General features: G+C 60.3%; 17 protein-coding genes. 8 read left to right on the top strand and 9 right to left on the bottom strand.

The window, feature by feature from the left end; all coding sequences use genetic code 11:
- Positions 1 to 48 precede the first annotated feature (48 nt).
- Both HWX89_RS17075 and HWX89_RS17070 read left to right on the top strand, forming a co-directional pair.
- On the top strand, positions 49 to 378 hold the full coding sequence (locus HWX89_RS17075) for a hypothetical protein (protein WP_138792348.1): 330 nt from the start codon (positions 49 to 51) through the stop codon (positions 376 to 378).
- Between the two features lie 38 nt (positions 379 to 416).
- Positions 417 to 848 (top strand): GNAT family N-acetyltransferase, encoded by a 432-nt coding sequence (locus tag HWX89_RS17070; RefSeq protein ID WP_138792347.1) that lies wholly within the window; start codon positions 417 to 419, stop codon positions 846 to 848.
- Positions 849 to 944: 96 nt separating this feature from the next.
- Here the strand turns inward: HWX89_RS17070 and HWX89_RS17065 are convergent, their stop codons facing one another.
- The gene (locus tag HWX89_RS17065; protein ID WP_246705204.1) at positions 945 to 2,456 is read right to left on the bottom strand and encodes a terminase; all 1,512 of its coding nucleotides are present in this window, start codon (positions 2,454 to 2,456) and stop codon (positions 945 to 947) included.
- Positions 2,440 to 3,078: a terminase small subunit gene (locus HWX89_RS17060; protein WP_138792346.1), complete on the bottom strand. Its 639-nt coding sequence runs from the start codon at positions 3,076 to 3,078 to the stop codon at positions 2,440 to 2,442. The genes HWX89_RS17065 and HWX89_RS17060 overlap by 17 nt, the downstream gene beginning before the upstream one ends.
- A gap of 374 nt (positions 3,079 to 3,452) precedes the next feature.
- Here HWX89_RS17060 and HWX89_RS17055 point away from each other — a divergent pair, with 374 nt between their 5' ends.
- Positions 3,453 to 3,758: a hypothetical protein gene (locus HWX89_RS17055; RefSeq protein ID WP_138792345.1), complete on the top strand. Its 306-nt coding sequence runs from the start codon at positions 3,453 to 3,455 to the stop codon at positions 3,756 to 3,758.
- Between the two features lie 818 nt (positions 3,759 to 4,576).
- Positions 4,577 to 5,032 carry a hypothetical protein gene (locus tag HWX89_RS17050; protein WP_138792344.1) on the top strand — a complete coding sequence of 152 codons (456 nt, stop codon included), beginning with the start codon at positions 4,577 to 4,579 and terminating at the stop codon, positions 5,030 to 5,032.
- Positions 5,033 to 5,076: 44 nt separating this feature from the next.
- Here the strand turns inward: HWX89_RS17050 and HWX89_RS17045 are convergent, their stop codons facing one another.
- Positions 5,077 to 6,234: an acyl-CoA dehydrogenase family protein gene (locus HWX89_RS17045; protein WP_138792343.1), complete on the bottom strand. Its 1,158-nt coding sequence runs from the start codon at positions 6,232 to 6,234 to the stop codon at positions 5,077 to 5,079.
- Positions 6,235 to 6,430: 196 nt separating this feature from the next.
- Between HWX89_RS17045 and HWX89_RS17040 the strand changes: the two genes are divergently transcribed.
- The gene (locus HWX89_RS17040) at positions 6,431 to 7,123 is read left to right on the top strand and encodes a winged helix-turn-helix transcriptional regulator (protein ID WP_138792342.1); all 693 of its coding nucleotides are present in this window, start codon (positions 6,431 to 6,433) and stop codon (positions 7,121 to 7,123) included.
- Between the two features lie 32 nt (positions 7,124 to 7,155).
- Here the strand turns inward: HWX89_RS17040 and HWX89_RS17035 are convergent, their stop codons facing one another.
- The 6 genes from HWX89_RS17035 to HWX89_RS17010 are packed head-to-tail and all read right to left on the bottom strand — an operon-like array spanning position 7,156 to position 13,110.
- A complete protein-coding gene (locus tag HWX89_RS17035; RefSeq protein ID WP_178340814.1) occupies positions 7,156 to 7,818 on the bottom strand; it encodes a flavin reductase family protein in 663 nt (220 codons plus the stop codon).
- A gap of 1 nt (position 7,819) precedes the next feature.
- A complete protein-coding gene (locus tag HWX89_RS17030; protein ID WP_138792340.1) occupies positions 7,820 to 9,244 on the bottom strand; it encodes a M24 family metallopeptidase in 1,425 nt (474 codons plus the stop codon).
- A 32-nt stretch (positions 9,245 to 9,276) separates the two neighbouring features.
- The gene (locus HWX89_RS17025) at positions 9,277 to 10,098 is read right to left on the bottom strand and encodes an ABC transporter permease (RefSeq protein WP_138792339.1); all 822 of its coding nucleotides are present in this window, start codon (positions 10,096 to 10,098) and stop codon (positions 9,277 to 9,279) included.
- On the bottom strand, positions 10,091 to 10,918 hold the full coding sequence (locus HWX89_RS17020) for an ABC transporter permease (protein ID WP_138792338.1): 828 nt from the start codon (positions 10,916 to 10,918) through the stop codon (positions 10,091 to 10,093). Before HWX89_RS17020 ends, HWX89_RS17025 begins: the two co-directional genes overlap by 8 nt.
- A gap of 9 nt (positions 10,919 to 10,927) precedes the next feature.
- Positions 10,928 to 11,971, bottom strand: coding sequence for an extracellular solute-binding protein (locus tag HWX89_RS17015; protein WP_138792337.1), 1,044 nt, complete (start codon positions 11,969 to 11,971; stop codon positions 10,928 to 10,930).
- A 26-nt stretch (positions 11,972 to 11,997) separates the two neighbouring features.
- Positions 11,998 to 13,110, bottom strand: a complete 1,113-nt coding sequence (locus tag HWX89_RS17010) for an ABC transporter ATP-binding protein (RefSeq protein WP_138792336.1) — start codon at positions 13,108 to 13,110, stop codon at positions 11,998 to 12,000.
- Positions 13,111 to 13,724: 614 nt separating this feature from the next.
- On the opposite strand from HWX89_RS17010, the gene HWX89_RS17005 reads away from it, so the two are divergent.
- The 3 genes from HWX89_RS17005 to HWX89_RS16995 all read left to right on the top strand — a co-directional run bounded on the left by HWX89_RS17005 (position 13,725) and on the right by HWX89_RS16995 (position 16,756).
- Entirely contained in the window at positions 13,725 to 14,657 is a 933-nt protein-coding gene (locus tag HWX89_RS17005; protein ID WP_138792335.1) for an ABC transporter substrate-binding protein, read from the top strand.
- Between the two features lie 3 nt (positions 14,658 to 14,660).
- Complete coding sequence (locus HWX89_RS17000; RefSeq protein ID WP_138792334.1) at positions 14,661 to 15,533, top strand: amino acid ABC transporter permease; 873 nt, start codon at positions 14,661 to 14,663, stop codon at positions 15,531 to 15,533.
- 92 nt (positions 15,534 to 15,625) lie between these two features.
- The gene (locus tag HWX89_RS16995) at positions 15,626 to 16,756 is read left to right on the top strand and encodes a sugar phosphate isomerase/epimerase family protein (protein WP_138792333.1); all 1,131 of its coding nucleotides are present in this window, start codon (positions 15,626 to 15,628) and stop codon (positions 16,754 to 16,756) included.
- Positions 16,757 to 16,771 lie beyond the last annotated feature (15 nt).

Below are 16,771 nucleotides of genomic sequence, written 5' to 3'. Positions count from 1 at the left end.
CGTCATCGTGGTGTGACACGACCACCAGACAGCAATCCGGAAGAACCAATGCCCCCTCTGACGCCGCCGCCCAAAATCAGGCTCTCCCGATTGAGAGACATCGGCTGGTCTTTGTGGGACCCGATCGGACTGCTCGGTCCCGGCCAGCGGTGGGACGAGGGCGAGGCACTTTCGTTTGCCGATGAATATGACGCCTATCTGGTTCAGGCCGCCGGCATGCTGCGACGGGGTGCTCCTGACGAGGAAGTGGTGGCGTTTCTGGTCACGATAGAGACGGATCATATGGCGCTGGACCAGCAGCCCGATACGGAAATTCGCTCGAGAGCAACGGTCGCCGCGATCAAGGCGGATGATGAGCTCTGGACCTATCCGGCGTAACGTTCCAGTCTGTTGCTTTACGGGATGGGAGCGACGGGATGGAATTGCGGCTGTTGAAAGCTGACGACGTCGACGGCTGGAAGGCATACCACGCCATTCGCCGCCATGTTCTCTTCGAACTGCGCGGTCAGGAGAATTATGATCCAACCCATCCGGACGAGCACCGGGAAGGGCACTTTCCCCTGCTTTTCAGCCTTGATGGCACGCCGGTCGGAACCGTTCGTCTGGATATGGCAGACGCGCAGGCTGGCGTCGGCATTGTTCGGCTGGTCGCGGTCCTGCCCGAGTACCAGAGGCGTGGCGTCGGTTCGGCGATGATGCAAAGACTGCAATCCTTCGCCGCCACAAAAGGGGTACAGAGGCTGGATGTCCACGCTGCGCGAAACGCCGTGCCATTTTACGAGAAACTGGGCTGGCATGTAATCGACCCATCGCCAGACAGCCCGCTGATGACAAAGCCGATAGGATGATGGCTGCACGGGTGGTTGTCGCCCCCTGGCCAGTATGGCTCTGACCCGGTCATCCTGCTGCTGGCAAACAACAGCGATTAGCCCACCCCGACACACTCACCCACCCAACGGATCATACTCCGTATCCGCACGCATCACGCCCGGTTCATAAACCGTGGTGCCATCCGGCAGGGTTACGGCCTTGCGGGTGCGCAGTTTTCTGGTGACGGGTTGGGTGAAGGTGAGGGCTAGGGCGTCGCCTTCGTTTGGGGAGGGGATGCCGCGTTCTTTCATGTCCTGCTTGCTTTCAAGCTGGATCTTGCCGTCGATGCGGGCCACGGTTTCGGGGCCGACGAGGTCCTGATAGAGCGTTTCGTTCCGTGGGTCGATGGCGCCGCCTGCCTTGATCCAGCGTTTCATCTGCCCCCAGATGTAGGAGCGCATGTTGTAGAAGCCGGGGTCGAGCGTTCTGGTGGAGCCGAACCATACCAGTTGCCAGGAGCGGCCCATGGTGGTGCCGGCGCTGACGATGCCGGTGCCATACCCCGCATCCACGAACACGGCGTCGGCCTGATAGTCGTCTTCAAAGCGGGCAATCAGGTTTGCCACCTCGATGTCGTTGTCGTTGCGGGGAATGGAGGCGAGGCGTCTGGAAAACAGCCCCTGCCGCAGCATGATCACGGTCGGGTCGTCGCCGGTCCATGAGGGGTCAACGCCGATGATGACGGGGGCGAAGCCATATTGCGCGTTGCGCAGGTGCACGGCGCGCGCCTTGTCCACGTCGTCGGCGGAAATGAACTGCATGGCGGATTGCGACGGGAACTGCCCCCGGACTCGCACCTTCACATAATCGCTGTCTTCGCCGTGGTCATAGACCATGCGCTGCAGGAACTGCTTGTTGGTGCCGGGAATGGTGCGGCTGTCGATCTGCCGGCCAATCCAGCGGTGGCGGAAGCGGCGGAAACATTCGCGAAAGCGGCCGCTGTTGCGCGTCGGGTTGCCAAACACCACCCAGATGATGACGGTGTCTTCATCCGTCAGCGCACCTTCGGCAACCTCCCACACCCTGTCGTGGATTTTCGAGGCCTCGTCGAACAGAAGCAGAATGATCTTGCCCTTGTTGTGCAGCCCGGCAAAGGCCTCGGTGTTGTGTTCGCTCCAGGGAATGAAATCCTGCCGCCAGCTTTCGCCGCGCCTGGGGTCTCTGCTCTTGATCGACATGGTCTGAATGTCGAACCAGTGGGCGGTGATCGACATGCGAAACCACTTGCCGATTTCCGGCGCGGTCTTGGTGCGAAGCTGGCCCTCGGTGTTGGCGGTGGTGACGATGCGGCAATCGGCAAAACAGGACATGGCCCAGTTGGACAACATGCCCATTTCCGCCGACTTGCCGATGCCGTGGCCGGATGCCACCGAGATCTGCAGCGGCTGATACCGCGTTGCCGGGTTTTCGAGATGCCGGCCGATGATGTCGTTGATGTCATCCTGCCAGCCGCGCGGGCCATCGTGACCGGCCAGTTCGCCTACCCCCCAGTCCCATGCCAGCCGGCTCCAGCGCCTCGGGCTGAAGCGGCAGGAGGCGGCAAGCTCGATCAGCCTGTTGTCGTCGCTGTCAGGGGTTGGTGGCATCGTCTGCGGCGTCCTGTTCTTGTATTCCGGTGTCGATCCCAGCGTGGGCCGCGCCATCGCTCAAAGGTGCGGCGAGGGGTCCTGCATCGCTTTCCAGACGTTTGCCGGCCCGCTCCAGCCGGTCGGCCAGCGCGTTCAGCCCCTTGTGCTCAAACACCTCCTGGAAGGCATTGACCCTGATGTGTTTGCCAACCAGTTCCAGCCGTCGCGTGCGGTCCACCAGCTTCAGTTTCTTCACTTGCCCAACCAGCCTGCGGTCGTCACCTTCGCCTTCATAAAGCGCCAGAATATCCACGCCCGAGACCAGACCCTGACGCCAGATCAGCGGCCAGTCTTCGATCGGCAAGAGATCGCCGTGGTCGTCATAGAGATCGGCCATGTCGGCCGAGAGCTCTTCGCCAATGCGTTTCAGCACCCAGTCGGCATCGATCTGCGTGCGTGCGGCGCGCTCCTTTTTTGCCGTCTCGATCTCTGCGGCAATGAGGGGGTCTCTCAGCAGGTGCGAGCCCATTCTACCAGCCGCATGTTTGCGGTAACCGGCCCGGATGGCGGCCTGCGTGGCGTTCAGATCCAGCAGATATTCATCCACAAAGCGGGCCTGTTTTGGCGTCAGTGATGTCATAGCGCGTCATGCCTCCGTTTCCGAAATCCTCTAACAGCTCAATGGTTGTGTGAGAAAACGTCAGCAAGACATTGAAAATGTTTAAGTGACGCGTATCGGCCTCAAACAGCTCCGCAGACATCATGCAAAAAACAGCGGGCGGGCCGAAGGCTGGAAGCATTGTTCTTCAAGCCCTATGGCGGTTTTTGAAAACACCTGCATCACTTATTCATTTTCAAACGCATAGAGAAAAAAAAGGCGCTTTCCCGCAGCATCCGGAAGCCACCGGAAATGGTCAGTGGCACTCGCTTCGCCTCGCTGTCTGCAGCCTGATTTACACGACAACCAAGTCTGACCTGTTCTGCCCGGAAGCCGCAGCAATCAGGAGAGACGCCTTGGCACCCATCAGCGCCACATTCGAATTCGATGAACTCAGCATCGCCGTGCATGGTCGTTTTGACAGCGGTGTGATGATTTCCGGCCGTGCCGAACTGGAAGGCGATGACGAGGGTTTCCTCGTGACGGAACTTTATCTGGAAGACGGCACCTGCCTGTCGGAAGCGGCAGAGCTGGAGACACCCTTCGAGGCGGAACTGTTCAGGCGCATTGCCCTGATCATCCAGAACGACAGAACGCGTGTCGGCCGCTATGCCGCCGCCGAGTGGGCCGATGCGGTGGCGCTGCACAAGGAGGTGGCCTGAAGCGAGGTAGCCTGAAACGAGGTGGCCTGAAACGAAGGCGGTGAAATCTCCGGGCCGGTTCGATACCGCCGCGCCTGCTGTACCGATAGATGCTCTGGCTTCACAACCAGCGTTTTGGCGGGCCGTGCTGCACATCGCTGGCGAGCTGGTTCTCACCCCTCCAGACGGGCGATGCGCATAAACGGGGTGGGCAGTGAGCCGGCATTGACGTCCGGCATCAGCGGTATCGCGGTGGGTGTATGGGCCATGTAAATGTGCAGCAGCCCAAGCGGCGGATGAAGGTGACGGCCTTGTTAAACCACGTCATTTTCCGGTCTCCGGCTATCATCGCACTCGCCACCAGATTTGACGTAAACGTCAAACATAAACACCTCGAAAAACGTCCTGACATGGCGAGTAAATTCGTTTTATATCAATGTATTGCTGGCGTTTGTTGCGCACTAGAAAGAAGCGTTGTTTTAGCATCGAGACACAAAATCCCGGCTTTCTAAATGACAGTCCGGCAAGTGCCCAAATCTGTTTCAGGGCAAGACGGATAGGCCGCTGATCGCATCGATCGAGACCGATCGCCGGTGTTTCACCCCGATCCCAACAGCATATTTCCGGTTGAAATTTTTCCTAGCCACCTAACCATATGAATTAGAACGGCATCTGTATCGACAGGTAAACGATATAGGAATTAATTCATATTTCGCTTGCCCACATGCCCCGGACGCGCTTATCATCCCGGCATAATCTACAGGAGAGAGTTGCAGAATGTTTTCTTGGAGCGACATCGCCGTCTTAGACGGCCTTGCCAGAGTCAGGGGTGGGGCCTGATGTTCAAGCTGACCCTGGACCCGACATTCATTCCGTCCGCACTCTCATGCAATGATCGAGAAAACCTGTTTAACTCTATCAACAAGCTGGAAAAATCCATTTTACAATTCGTGCGGGAGCAGATCGAAATCCTTGATGTCGCAGGCTGGGATGCAGCGGGCATTTCGCTTGATACCGCAGCTCTCAGCCCTGACGATCTTGAGCTTATGGGGCTGCGCAACGCCTTGCACGAGGTCGCCATTCTGGCGGAGCGACGCATGGCGGCGCTGCCGGAGGATATCGATCTCGATGAAGAACTGGCCTGCATCGCCGATATCATGCGGCCCGGTGATGCCATCGCCGAGCGTATGCTGCTGCTGGTTCCCGCCACACCCGAAGCGGTGGATGCGAAGCTCAGGGCTGGCATCTGGACATCGGGTGACTATTTCAGAACCTATCTGCGGCCCGCTTGCTAGGGCACCGGTTGGGGCTGGCCGGACAGGACCGGCCAGCGTTTTCGTCAGTAGATCGTGTCCGTCGGTAATCCCAGTGCGCATGCCCCGGCATAATGTGCCTGGGCGCCCGGCTGCATTGGGTGGTAACGCGCGCCCTGAATATCGCGGAAGCAGCGTTCCAGCCCGTTGTCGCGATAGAAGGCTGCGCCACCGGCAACTTCCATGGCCAGTTCCGCGACCTCGATGGCGTGGCGTGCCACCAGTGAGCGACCGATCATCACCTCGTTGACCGTCTCGGCCGAAGGCGCGTTTCTCGCCACCACCTCCAGCATCCAGCGGTGGGCAAGCTGTGCGGCTCTCAGTGCCGTGTCCATGCGCCCGATCAGGCCAATCGTGTGCTCGCTGCTGGTCTTGCCGCGCACCATGTTGATGGCAATGTCGCGGGCGTTTTCGGCGATACCGAGATAGACGGCATAGATCAGCGGGAAGGCCACCGTGGCGATCACCTGGAACACCGGATGCCATTGTCCTGCTGTTCTGGAAAAGGCGACGTTCGCATCCGGTATGAACAGGTCATCGATGATGACATCGTTGGAGCCGGTGCCCCGCATGCCCATCGTGCGCCAGGTTTCTTCTATGGAAACCTCGGGCGCGGCCATCGGTGCGCCAAAGTGAATGACGCTGCGGCTGCCGTCGTCGCCTTCATAAATCGCGCCGGTCATCAGAACATTGCCTGCGGCCGCACCGGAGGTAAAGCGTTTGCGTGCCGCGATGCGGTAGCCGCCATCCACCTTCGTTGCCTTGCCCGATCCGCCGATCCAGTCCGACCCTCCACTTGACAGCAGAATGATCCTGTCGGCCGCCACCCGTTTCAGCAGCGGTTCCACCGCCGCCACCTTCTGGTGGCGCCAGCGCCAGGCGGGAATGGCGACCTGATGGGTATGCATGGAAAAGGCAAGCGCGGTGGAGCCGCAGACATGCGCCAGCGATTTCAGCATCTCTGCCAGTTCCGGCACCTCTGCACCCAGCCCGCCCAGCTCTTCGGGCACACCCGCATGCACCAGACCGGCCTCTTTCAACAGGCCGTAATTCTGGCCCACGAAGTCATCGTTTTCATCGATCGATGCGGCGCGTTCCGCAAGCGTCTGCAACACGGAACGGGTTCGTTCGGCAATCGAGGGACCGCCGACCGGTCTTTCCATTGGTTCTACAAGCCCGAGCATTTCAAGTCCTCCTCCTCCTCGAGATCAGGACTGAAATTTTGCGCCCGTTTCAGACCTGCCGCTAGTTCAGGAACTGTACTGCTCAAAACCTCGGTCGAACCGCCTTGTCGCTGAGGGCAGGGCACACCCGGATGGGGCATTGGCGGAACGGCCGCTTTGCAATATTCTTGGGGCCATTAGACCTCTGGAGGTCCCCATGGTAGAGCGTCACGGCTATGGGCAGTTCTGCCCCGTCTCTATGGCAGCGGAAGTCCTCTGTTCGCGCTGGACGCCATTGGTCGTGCGCGAACTCCTGTGCGGCTCGACACGCTTTAACGAGCTGCGCCGCGGCCTGCCCAAAATGTCTCCGGCGCTGCTGTCCAAGCGGCTGAAGGAACTCGAACACTCCGGCATCATCACGGTCACGCGCAATGCCGGCGGCATCAACGATTACCAGCTCACCGCCGCTGGCGAGGAGCTGCGCCCGCTGATCGTCGGGCTGGGCAACTGGTCGCAGCGCTGGATGGAGTCACGCCTGTCGCTCAAGAACCTCGACCCGTCTCTTTTGATGTGGGACATGCGCCGCAACCTCGATGCCGGAAGGCTGCCGCCGCGCCGCTGCACGATTCAGTTTCTGTACCCCGAACTTTCCGCCTCGCAGCGATGCTGGTGGCTGGTGGTGGAAAACGGCCAGGTCGACCTCTGCAATTTCGACCCCGGCTACGACGTCGACCTCCTCGTCGAAGGGGCCCTGCGCTCCATGACCGCCATCTGGATGGGCATCTCCACCATCCGTCAGGAAATCGACGCATCAACCCTCAAACTGGAAGGCGACAGAGGCCTTGCCCGCAACATGCAGGACTGGCTGGGCCTGAGCGTCTTTGCGAAGACGCCGAGGATGCGGGCCTGATGTTGCGGGGAGAGCGATGCGACGGATAGGGCTTACTCGGCCGCCATTTTCTTCCGCGTCGCCCATTCGTCCGGTGACATGGTCTTGATGTCGAACTGGTCGCGGGTGCGGGTATAGGTGTGGCCGCCCATACGGCCGACCGCGTCCATCAGCTGCTGGTCGATGTGCAGGTTTGCGGCATTGACCGCATCGCTGCGCACGAAGACGCCGACGACTTCGCCAAGGATGATTTCGCGGGCAGGGCCAACCTGCAGCGTGGTGTGGCGGCGGCATTCCAGCGCTGCGGGGGCCGCGAGAATGCGGGGGCTGCACACCATCTGGCCGGGCACCGTGGCAAGGCCGGCCTCTTCCATTTCATCCACCTCGGGACCGAACTTGATGGCGCAGACCTCCATCTGCTCGACGAGCGCGTTGTCGCAGATATGCACCGTGAATTCGCCGGTTTCACGGATGTTGCGGGCCGTATCCTTGAAGCGCATGTCGGCGTAATTCTCGACGCCGATGGCGACAATCGCCGGGTCATGGGTCAGCACGTTGAAGAAGCTGAACGGACCGGCATTCGGCTGGCCGTCCTTGTTGACGGTGGTGACCAGCGCGATCGGGCGCGGGATGACAGTACCGATCAGGATCTTGTAGCGCTCGCGCTCGTTCAGTCTGGTGAAATCGAAATGGGTGTGTCCGGGGGTGCTGGTCATATCAAGCCTCGGTAGCGATGCGGTGGGTTTCAAGCGGTGTGTGGCGGCTCAGGTTTTCGAAGCCGTCTTTGGTCACGACATACATGTCGCCGACATTGCAGCCGGCCGAGAGTGGCTCCAGCCATTGCGTGTGCAGCACGAACACCATGCCTTCCTCCATCCGGTCGTAATTGTGCGAGGAGATGTTAAAACTGTTCTGGCCACCGGCCATGCCGACGGAGTGGCCGAGATTGGGGTTATGCGGGCCGTGCGTCGCCGGATAGACGTGCATGAGGGTACGGCCCTGTGCTTCCCAATCGATGTTTTTGACATATTGGCGCGGGATAAGACGCGCGCTGCCATCGTCCATCGGCGCCCAGTTGTAGGGCATGGTGCGCGCCTCGGGTGATGCCAGCATGCCGCGCTCGATCATCGGCTCGAAGGCCGCATTGTTGACGTCGCGCATCAAGGCACCCGGGCGGATCAGCTTCTCGGCGCGCTTCACGCCTTCGGTGCAGGCGGCCAGCACCTCTTCCTGCCGTTTGGTGACGTCGCCAATGGCGATCATGCGGGCAGTCTGGGCCGTGTAGCCGCGATAGGTGACATTGGAGACATAGAGGTTGATGAGATCGCCGGGACGCACGACATGGCCGTATGGCTTGCCGCAATGCGTGCCGAATTCGTTGATGCCGATCTGGTATCCGTCGCCGGTCTCTCCGCCGAAGGAAAGCTGCGCCTGGGTGAAGGCCGCGTAGATTTCATGGTCGGTCACGCCGGGTTTCGCCACATGGTAGGCGGCCTGGGTGGCGACGCTGACCAGTTGCGCGGCGGCGCGGAACATCTCGATCTCGCGTGGCGAACGCACCTTCTGCATCCGGTCGAGAATGGCATTGTCGGCAACGAACCTGCTCTTCGGCATCAGCTCGTCCAGCGCCGCCCAGAAGGTCAGCGAGGTGCGGTCGCCGATGCGGCCGATCTGGGCTTTCGACAGCCCCATTCCGGTCAGCAGTTCGGCGCATTTTTCCGCCGTCTTGATAACGCTGTCACCCGGCCGGTCGGCATATTCACGGCCGATAGGGCCGATCTGCCAGATGTCTTCCACCAGCACCGGTTCACCGCCCGGCGGCAACAGCACCGACTGGGTGAAAAAGGACAGGAGCACCATCGGCTTGTCGGCATCCGTCGGGATAATCAGCACACCCTCGCGCATCCAGTCGCAGATGTAGCGCAGATAGTGGTTGGAGGTGTGGAACCAGCCAACGCCGCCGGTGTGAACCAGAAGCGCGTCGTGACCGGCTTCCACCGCCTGCCGGCGGATGCGGCGCAGGCGATCCTCGAACTCTTCTACGGGCAGGGGCAGCGGCGCCGAGAATTCGAAATTCGGCTGGAAATCGGCCAGCAGCGAGCCGACACGGTAAGAACCAGACTTTGTGGCACGTATGTTCATGGGTGTTCCTTCCAGAATGTCATGAGATTGGGTCAGGCCTGCCTCGGTGGCGCCAGCACCCGTCTTGCAACGAGCATCACCACGAGCGTGAGGCCGATCAGAAGTCCCGAGATCGCCGCGACGCGGACATCGAGCGACTCTTCGATGAGAGCAAACATGCGCAGTGGCAGAACCGTCGTCTGTGCATCCGCGAGGAAAAGCGAGACGGAGACGTTGTCGAGCGACTGGATGAAAACAAGGAATGCGCCGGCCAGAATGCCCGGCATCAGCAGCGGCAGCGTCACCCGCCGCAGGGTCGTGAACCAGCCGGCGCCCATCACCGTCGATGCTTCCGCCAGTGATGGGTTGATGCCCTGGGCAACAACCGAGGCGGCGCGGTACATCAGCGGGCCGAAGACGACGACGTGACCGACGACGGTGAGCCAGAGCGACGGCTGGAAACCGACGAAATTCGCAACGATCAGTGCGGCCAGACCATAAACGAGGCTTGGCAGCACGAGCGGGGCAAGAAGCAGCGGCTCGATCGTGCCGACAGCGCTTCGCTTCATCCGTGTCATGCCGATGGTGGCGGGCACGGCAAACAGAAGCGACCCTAAAACGGCAAGACCGGCAATCTTCAGCGAATTGGCAGCGGCGATATGCTCCGTCGCCGAACGCACGGGATCAAGCAGGGCCTCGTACCAGCGCAGCGAAAAGCCCTCGGGCGGATATTTCAGTGTCTGCCCCGACGTGAAAGACATGGTCAGCGCAATGACGATGGGGGCGATCAGATAGATCACGCACAGGCCGCCGAAGCCGAAAACGAACGATTTGTAGAGAAAGGCCGGAAGAGGATTTTCGCGTTGGTTACGCATGGCCGACGAGCCTCCTGTGACGGGAAATCATGGTGAGAGCGACCAGCAGGCAGCCGGTGGAAAGCAGAAGAACCACGGCGATTGCCGATGCCATGGGCCAGTCGAAAAGCGTGCCGACCTCACGATAGATGAGCTGCGGAACATAGACATTGCGCGCGCCGCCGATGACGGCCTGGGTGACAAAGGAACTGCTGGTGCTGGCAAAAACCAGTATCCAGCCGGCCAGCAGACCCGGCAGCATCAGCGGAAGCAGAACGGTCAGGAAGATGCGCCAGGGGCCAGCCCCGGAAACCTCGGCCGCCTCGGTAAACTGCACCGGCGTACGCGACAGGATGGCGACCAGCGGCAGAATGATCAGCGGAAGATCGATCTGGCACATGGCCATGACCAGACCCAGTTCGGTGAACATCAGGCTGATGGGGCTGCCGGTCAGGCCAAGCGCCATCAGCGCCTCGCTGATCGGACCTTGCCGCCCGAGAATGACGATCCAGGCGAAGGTTCTGACGACGTTGCTCGTCAGCATCGGGATCAGCGTCAGGAAGATGATGATCTGGCGTGCGGTCTTGCCGCTGTGCCAGTAAAGCAGCGCTATCGGCACGCCAAGCAGCGTCGTGCCGATAACCGTTTCCAGACCCAGCCGGGCGGTATTGACGAGAACGCGGAAATTGAACGCGTCCCCCAGAAAACGTCCGTAGTGCTCAAGGGAAAATCCCTCAGCACCCACGAAACTGAAGCCGACGAGAACAGCGAGCGGCGTTGCAAAAAACGCCACCGACAGCAACAGCATCGGGACAACGTATGGAAAGCCGCTCGCCTTCATGGTGTTACCTCAACCCGCGACGAGGGCGTCGAACTGGCGAATCCAGTCGGCGCGGTTCTTGTTGATGGCGGCCCAGTCCGGGTAGACGAGGCTGGCGAGCTGCTCACGCGTTACATAAGCCTCGATGCCGGGCGTCAGCGCCACGTCCTTGTTGGTCGGGAACATTTCGCGCGGCGGCAGCTTCAACTGATCCTGTGCAGCCTTGGAAATGGCGGCGTCCATATAGGCGTAGGCCGCATCGACGTTCTTTGCGCCCTTGGTCAGATGAATGTTGACGGGCGCTGCCGGCGAGCCGGTCTCCGGCTGCACGAACTCTGCCTTGAGGCCCATTGACTTCAGACGGGCGACATTGCCGGTCGAGCACATGAAGACGGCGATTTCGCCCTGCTGGAACAGCGTCATCTGATGATTGGTGCTGTCGACGACACCCTTCAGATGCTCCGGATTGTCCTTGAAGAGCTTGAAGACGGCGTCCATGTCCGTGGGGCCGGAACCGAAAATCCTGGCGATTTCGGTATAGGCCATGACGGCGGTGTTGGAGCCGAAACCGGTCCAGGACACCTTGCCCTTGAAGGCCGGGTTTTCGAAGAGATCGCGGTAGCCCTTCGGGCGCGGAACGAGATCGGGATTATAGGCAATGCCGTTGACTTCGATCGTGACGGTCGGACCGTACTCGCCCTGGAAGGCCGGATCGAGCATGCTCCAGTTCTTCAGTTTCGACGGATCGATCTTCTGGATCAGATCCTTTTCGATGGCGACAGCCATCTGGCCGGGCGACATCAGCAGCGTGTCGTAAGGCGGATTGCCGGGGCTCGCCATGACCTTGGCAAGCTGGTCCTGCGCCATGGCCGGGGCAACCGTCAGATCGAAACCGGCTTCCTTGACCAGCGGGGTCAGGACGGTGCGGTAACCGTCTTCCCAGTTGCCGGGGAAGGTTGCCGCAACGGCGGCAGCACCGGCCGCACGGGCGGCGGCAAACGGCAGGGCCGTTGCAAAGGCGGCACCAGCGGCGAGAAAGCCGAAATGACGGCGGGTCATGTTAAAGTCGTTCATGCGTTCACCTCTTCGTTGTTGTTTCTTTACGGGGATACTTCCGGTTCGCTCGGAAAGGCGTGACACCTTGCGGTGTCGATCTCGGCAAAGAGCTGGGCTCCCGGCGCGGGAATGAATGTGGCGGGGCCACGGACCTGCGAGGCGCGCAGCCCCGTTCCATCCTCCAGGGCAAGATCGTGAACCAGCGTCGGCCCAAGCGGCACGGAGACGGTCAAAGCCGCCGGCAGCGCGGTTCCGCTCGGGCTCTGCTGCAGGCGGACATCCTCCGGGCGGAAGGTGATCGTGACCTTGGAGCCGGTGGTGAAATTGAGCCGGCGCGGCAGCACCAGCGCCCGGCCATTGGCGAGTGCAACCGTGGTTGCCTCGCCATCCAGCCGCTCCACGGTTCCATGCAGCATATTGGCCTGGCCGATGAAGGTGTTGACGAACAGCGTTTTTGGCCGGTCATAAACCGCCATCGGTGTATCGATCTGCTCGACATGCCCCTTGTTCATCAGGACAAGACGGCCCGCGAGGCTTTGCGCCTCTTCCTGGTCGTGCGTGACGATGAGGGTGGTGATGCCGAGTGTCTTTTGCAGATGCAGAAGTTCGACCTGAAGATCGAACCGCAGCGCCCGGTCGAGTGCACCGAAGGGCTCATCGAGCAGGAGAAGCGACGGGCGACCGGCAATGGCGCGGGCAACGGCGACACGCTGCTGCTGGCCGCCCGACAGTTCACGCGGCAGGCGGTTGCCATACCCATTCAGGCGCACCAGCGAGAGCATTTCCTCGACACGCGCCCTGCGCTCGGCGCGTGGCATCTGCTGGCAGGCGAGGGGATAGGCGATGTTCTCCGCCACGGTCAGATGCGGGAACAGGGCGTAGTTCTGAAACACCATGCCGATGCCACGCGACCGCGCCGAGACATTGGCGAGATCCTGATCTCCCAGCCGCAGGCTGCCGCTTCTGGGCTGGATCAGGCCGGCAATCGCACGCAACACCGTGGATTTGCCGCAGCCGCTCGGTCCAAGCAGGGCGACAATCTCGCCCGCATCGATATCGAAGCTGATGTCGCTGATGGCGTTCTGCCCGCCATAGCTATGGGTCAAGCCTTTGACGCTGAGCTGTTTTCCTTCCGCTGTCTTCCTGGCCTCTGCCATGAACTTTCCCTCGGGTTGCACCTGATGTGACGCAAGGCTCCCGCGGCCTGGCATCAGGCGCTGGAGCGGTCGATCGGCGATTTTGAGTTTTGTCTGGGTCATGGCGAAGACGTTGCAAGCGGTGTGCCAACTTGCGATTCAGATCGACCGTATTTCAATCAACGCAATGATTTTGCGTTGTTATTTTTGCTTTTTATACTTTCGCATGAATATAATTATGTTTGTCAGAAATAACATCCGAACTTACAATATAGGCACTTTCTCAGTGCCTGCGCCTATTCGTTAAGCAATAATTTACGCCTCAAATGGCTGATTTTTACGGTTTTCCCGCCATAAACGGGTTTGTCAGCAAGCGAGCCAATATCGACAATCCTGTTTTATTTCAGCGCCTTAGCCAGATTATCCTTGAGGTCGCCATACCAACGAGATGCATCAGGTCATTTTTTAATCATTGATGTTTCGAATGTTTGTGCGAAACTTTGTTCGAAATTAATTTTGCGCAATGCGTGGCAAAAATAATCATTACAGAACAACCCATTATCTCTCCACACCCCAACTTGGCACGGTGATTGCATTACAGTTTTCGTACCACACGCCATAAAAAGGGGATCAACATGCGCAGCTTCAACAAACGTCTCAAAGACAGCCTGACCGGCCTTGCCTTCGTACTGCTTGCCACCTCTGCACAGGCGGCCGAGGGAACGGCGATGAAAATGGTGCCGGATGCCGATGTCGCCAAACTTCCCGGCGTCACGTTCAACCAGACGCTGGCCGACAGCCTGCCGGCCGCGATCAAGGACAGGAAGGCCATTAAGGTTGCGACCGATCTGACGCCGCCGATCAGCTTTCAGGCCGAAGACGGCAAGCTGATCGGGATCGATGCCGATATCGCTGCGGCGCTGGGTGTCATTCTCGGTGTCGATGTGCAGATGACCAATGTCGGCGCCGGTGCGGCAATCGTTCCGGCCGTTCTGTCCAAGCGTTTCGACATGACGATCTCCGGCATCAACGACGATGTGGAGCTGGAAAAGCAGGTCGATGTCATCGACTACATGTATGATGCGACCACCATCATGACCATCAAGGGCAACCCGCTCGGCATCAAGAGCATGGAAGACCTGTGCGGCAAGAAGGTCGCCGTGCCGGTCGGCACGTTCCAGGCGCGTCTGGTGGAAGCAGCCTCGGCCAAATGCACGACGCCGATGAACATCATGTCCATTCCCAAGATGCCGGACGTGCTGCAGGCCGTGCGCACCGGCCGTGCCGATGCGACGGTGAACGGTTACGCCACCAGCGTCTACACCACAGAAAACCAGACCGGAAAGGGCGTTGGTCTGCAAGCGTTGCCCGATGTTCGGCTCGCCGTCGGTTACCTCGGCATGCTGACCTCCAAGGACAACCCGCAACTGCGCGACACGGTCATCGCCTCGCTGCAGCACATGGTCGATAGCGGCGCCTACCTCGCGATCATGGAGAAATGGGGCCTCGGCCCGCTGGCGGTGAAGACCGTGAAGTTCAACGATGCAGCCAGCATGCCGGTGAACTGAGCCATGGCCCTTTTTGCTCAACCCGTCAGCATGGCCATCGCACCTCCGGTCGGCAAGCCGATACGGTGGGGGCAAGTCGCATCCGCAGCCAGCGCGATCCTCGCGCTGGCCCTCGTCCTCGTCGTCATCGGCAGGAACCAGAGCGTACAGTGGAGCGAAATTCCACGCTACATGGTCGACCCGGTCATTCTCGATGGCGTCGTGCTGACGCTGGAGCTGACGGCTGGCGCGATGGTCGCCGGCATCGTCGTCGGCTGCATCGTCGCCATCATGGCAACCAGCCAGAACATCGTGCTGAAGGCGATGGCGGTCGGTTTCGTCTGGTGGTTTCGCGGGGTGCCGCTGATCGTGCAGATCTTCTTCTGGTTCAACATTGCGCTGTTCGTGCCTGAAATCGGCATCGGCGCCTATTCGATATCGGTCAACGACCTCGTCACGCCGGCACTGGCGGGCTTTCTTGCACTCGGCCTGCATGAGGCGGCCAATATGAGCGAAATCATCCGCAGCGGTCTGACGGCTGTTGATCGCGGCCAGCGCGAGGCCGCCTCATCGCTGGGGTTGAGACCGTTGCAGACCCTGCGAACCGTGGTTCTGCCGCAGGCCATTCGCCTGATCGTGCCGCCCACCGGCAACCAGGCCATCGGCATGTTGAAGGCGAGTGCCATCGTTTCGGTCATCGGCATGCAGGATCTGTTGACGCAGGCGCAGGCCATCTATGCCCGCAACTTCCTGGTGATTGAACTCCTGTGCGTTGCCTCGCTCTGGTACCTCGCCATCACCACCGTTGCTTCGATCGGTCAGCATTTTCTCGAAAAACACCTCGCTCCGAAAGGCCGTGGCGCGGGATCAGAACCCCAGAAAGGCAAGGGCGGCTGACGCACGCCCACTGCTCACGGGGCCACACACACCAAGCAAGCAGGATCGCCATAGCAGCGCATCCGGTCAGGAAACATCAGAAGGAGTACATCATGAGACTTGGCATTGACGGACAGAAACTGCCCGAGGTCAAAAAGCGCGGCCCGATCAAAAGCCTGGAACATGTCAAGGAGCTTGGCCTTTCAGGGATTTTCTTCAGCACGGTTCTCGACATGAGCCCGACACTGGACAAGGGCGAACTCAGGGATATCCGCGCCAGGGCCGATGAACTCGGTCTGTACCTCGAGAGCGGGGTTGGCAAGATCAATCCTTATTGCAGCGCCGAGGCCCCGGAGTTCCGTGCCATCGGCGATGGCGACATCATGCTTGGTTTTACCCGCATGATCGAGGCAAGCGCCGCCATCGGCTGCCATGAACTCTGGGTCTCACCCGGCAACTTCAAGTCCGAATATCGCGGACGGCTGGCCAACGACCGGTTCCGTACCGATGTGACCTGGGACGAGCAGTTGCGGGCGACCGAAAAGGTGCTTTTGAGCCTTGCGCCGGTGGCGCGCGCCAATGGCGTGCATCTCAACATGGAAACCCATGACGAGATCACCTCTTTCGAAATCCTGCGGATGATCGAGACCGTGGGCGAGGACTGCATGGGCGTGGTATTCGACACGGCAAATGGCCTGCAGCGCGCCGAACATCCGGTCTTCGCCGCCAGGCGCGTCGCGCCCTATGTGCGCCAGACCCATATCAAGGATGCCTATGTCGGGCGTGCGCCCGGCGGTTTCGATTTCCAGACCCGGCCTGTCGGCCGTGGCATCGTGGATTTTTCGGTCATCATTCCCATTCTTGCCAAGGCCAATCCGGCGCTGAACCTTTCACTGGAAGTGGCCGCTTCGGTGGAAGACAAACCACGCAAGGCCAATCCGCGCCAGTGCATTCAGCTTCACGATCCGGTCTGGCGGGCCAGCCACCCGGACCTGACGGCCGAAGAGCAGGACGCCTATCTCGCCATGGTCGATGCCTTCGAACTCCGTGTCTCGGCCGGCGAGATCCCGGATTGGGAAACCTATGAGGCAAGCCAGTACGGTTATCCGACCTACGAGACGCAGTCCTACGGTTTCAACGAGGCGATCGCCTTCATCCGGAATTCGGCCCGGCACATCGAAACGGTCTGCACAGAAAACGGCATTGCGCTGTCGCAGCCCTCAACCAAGAAACACGCGGCCTGAAACGGCCCGCTCGGG

Origin of the sequence: Rhizobium sp. RM (assembly GCF_013390595.1) — a bacterium.
Classification (GTDB): Bacteria; Pseudomonadota; Alphaproteobacteria; order Rhizobiales; family Rhizobiaceae; genus Agrobacterium.
Note: the sequence above shows the minus strand (reverse complement) of the source record. Positions and strands in the feature narration are given on the sequence as shown.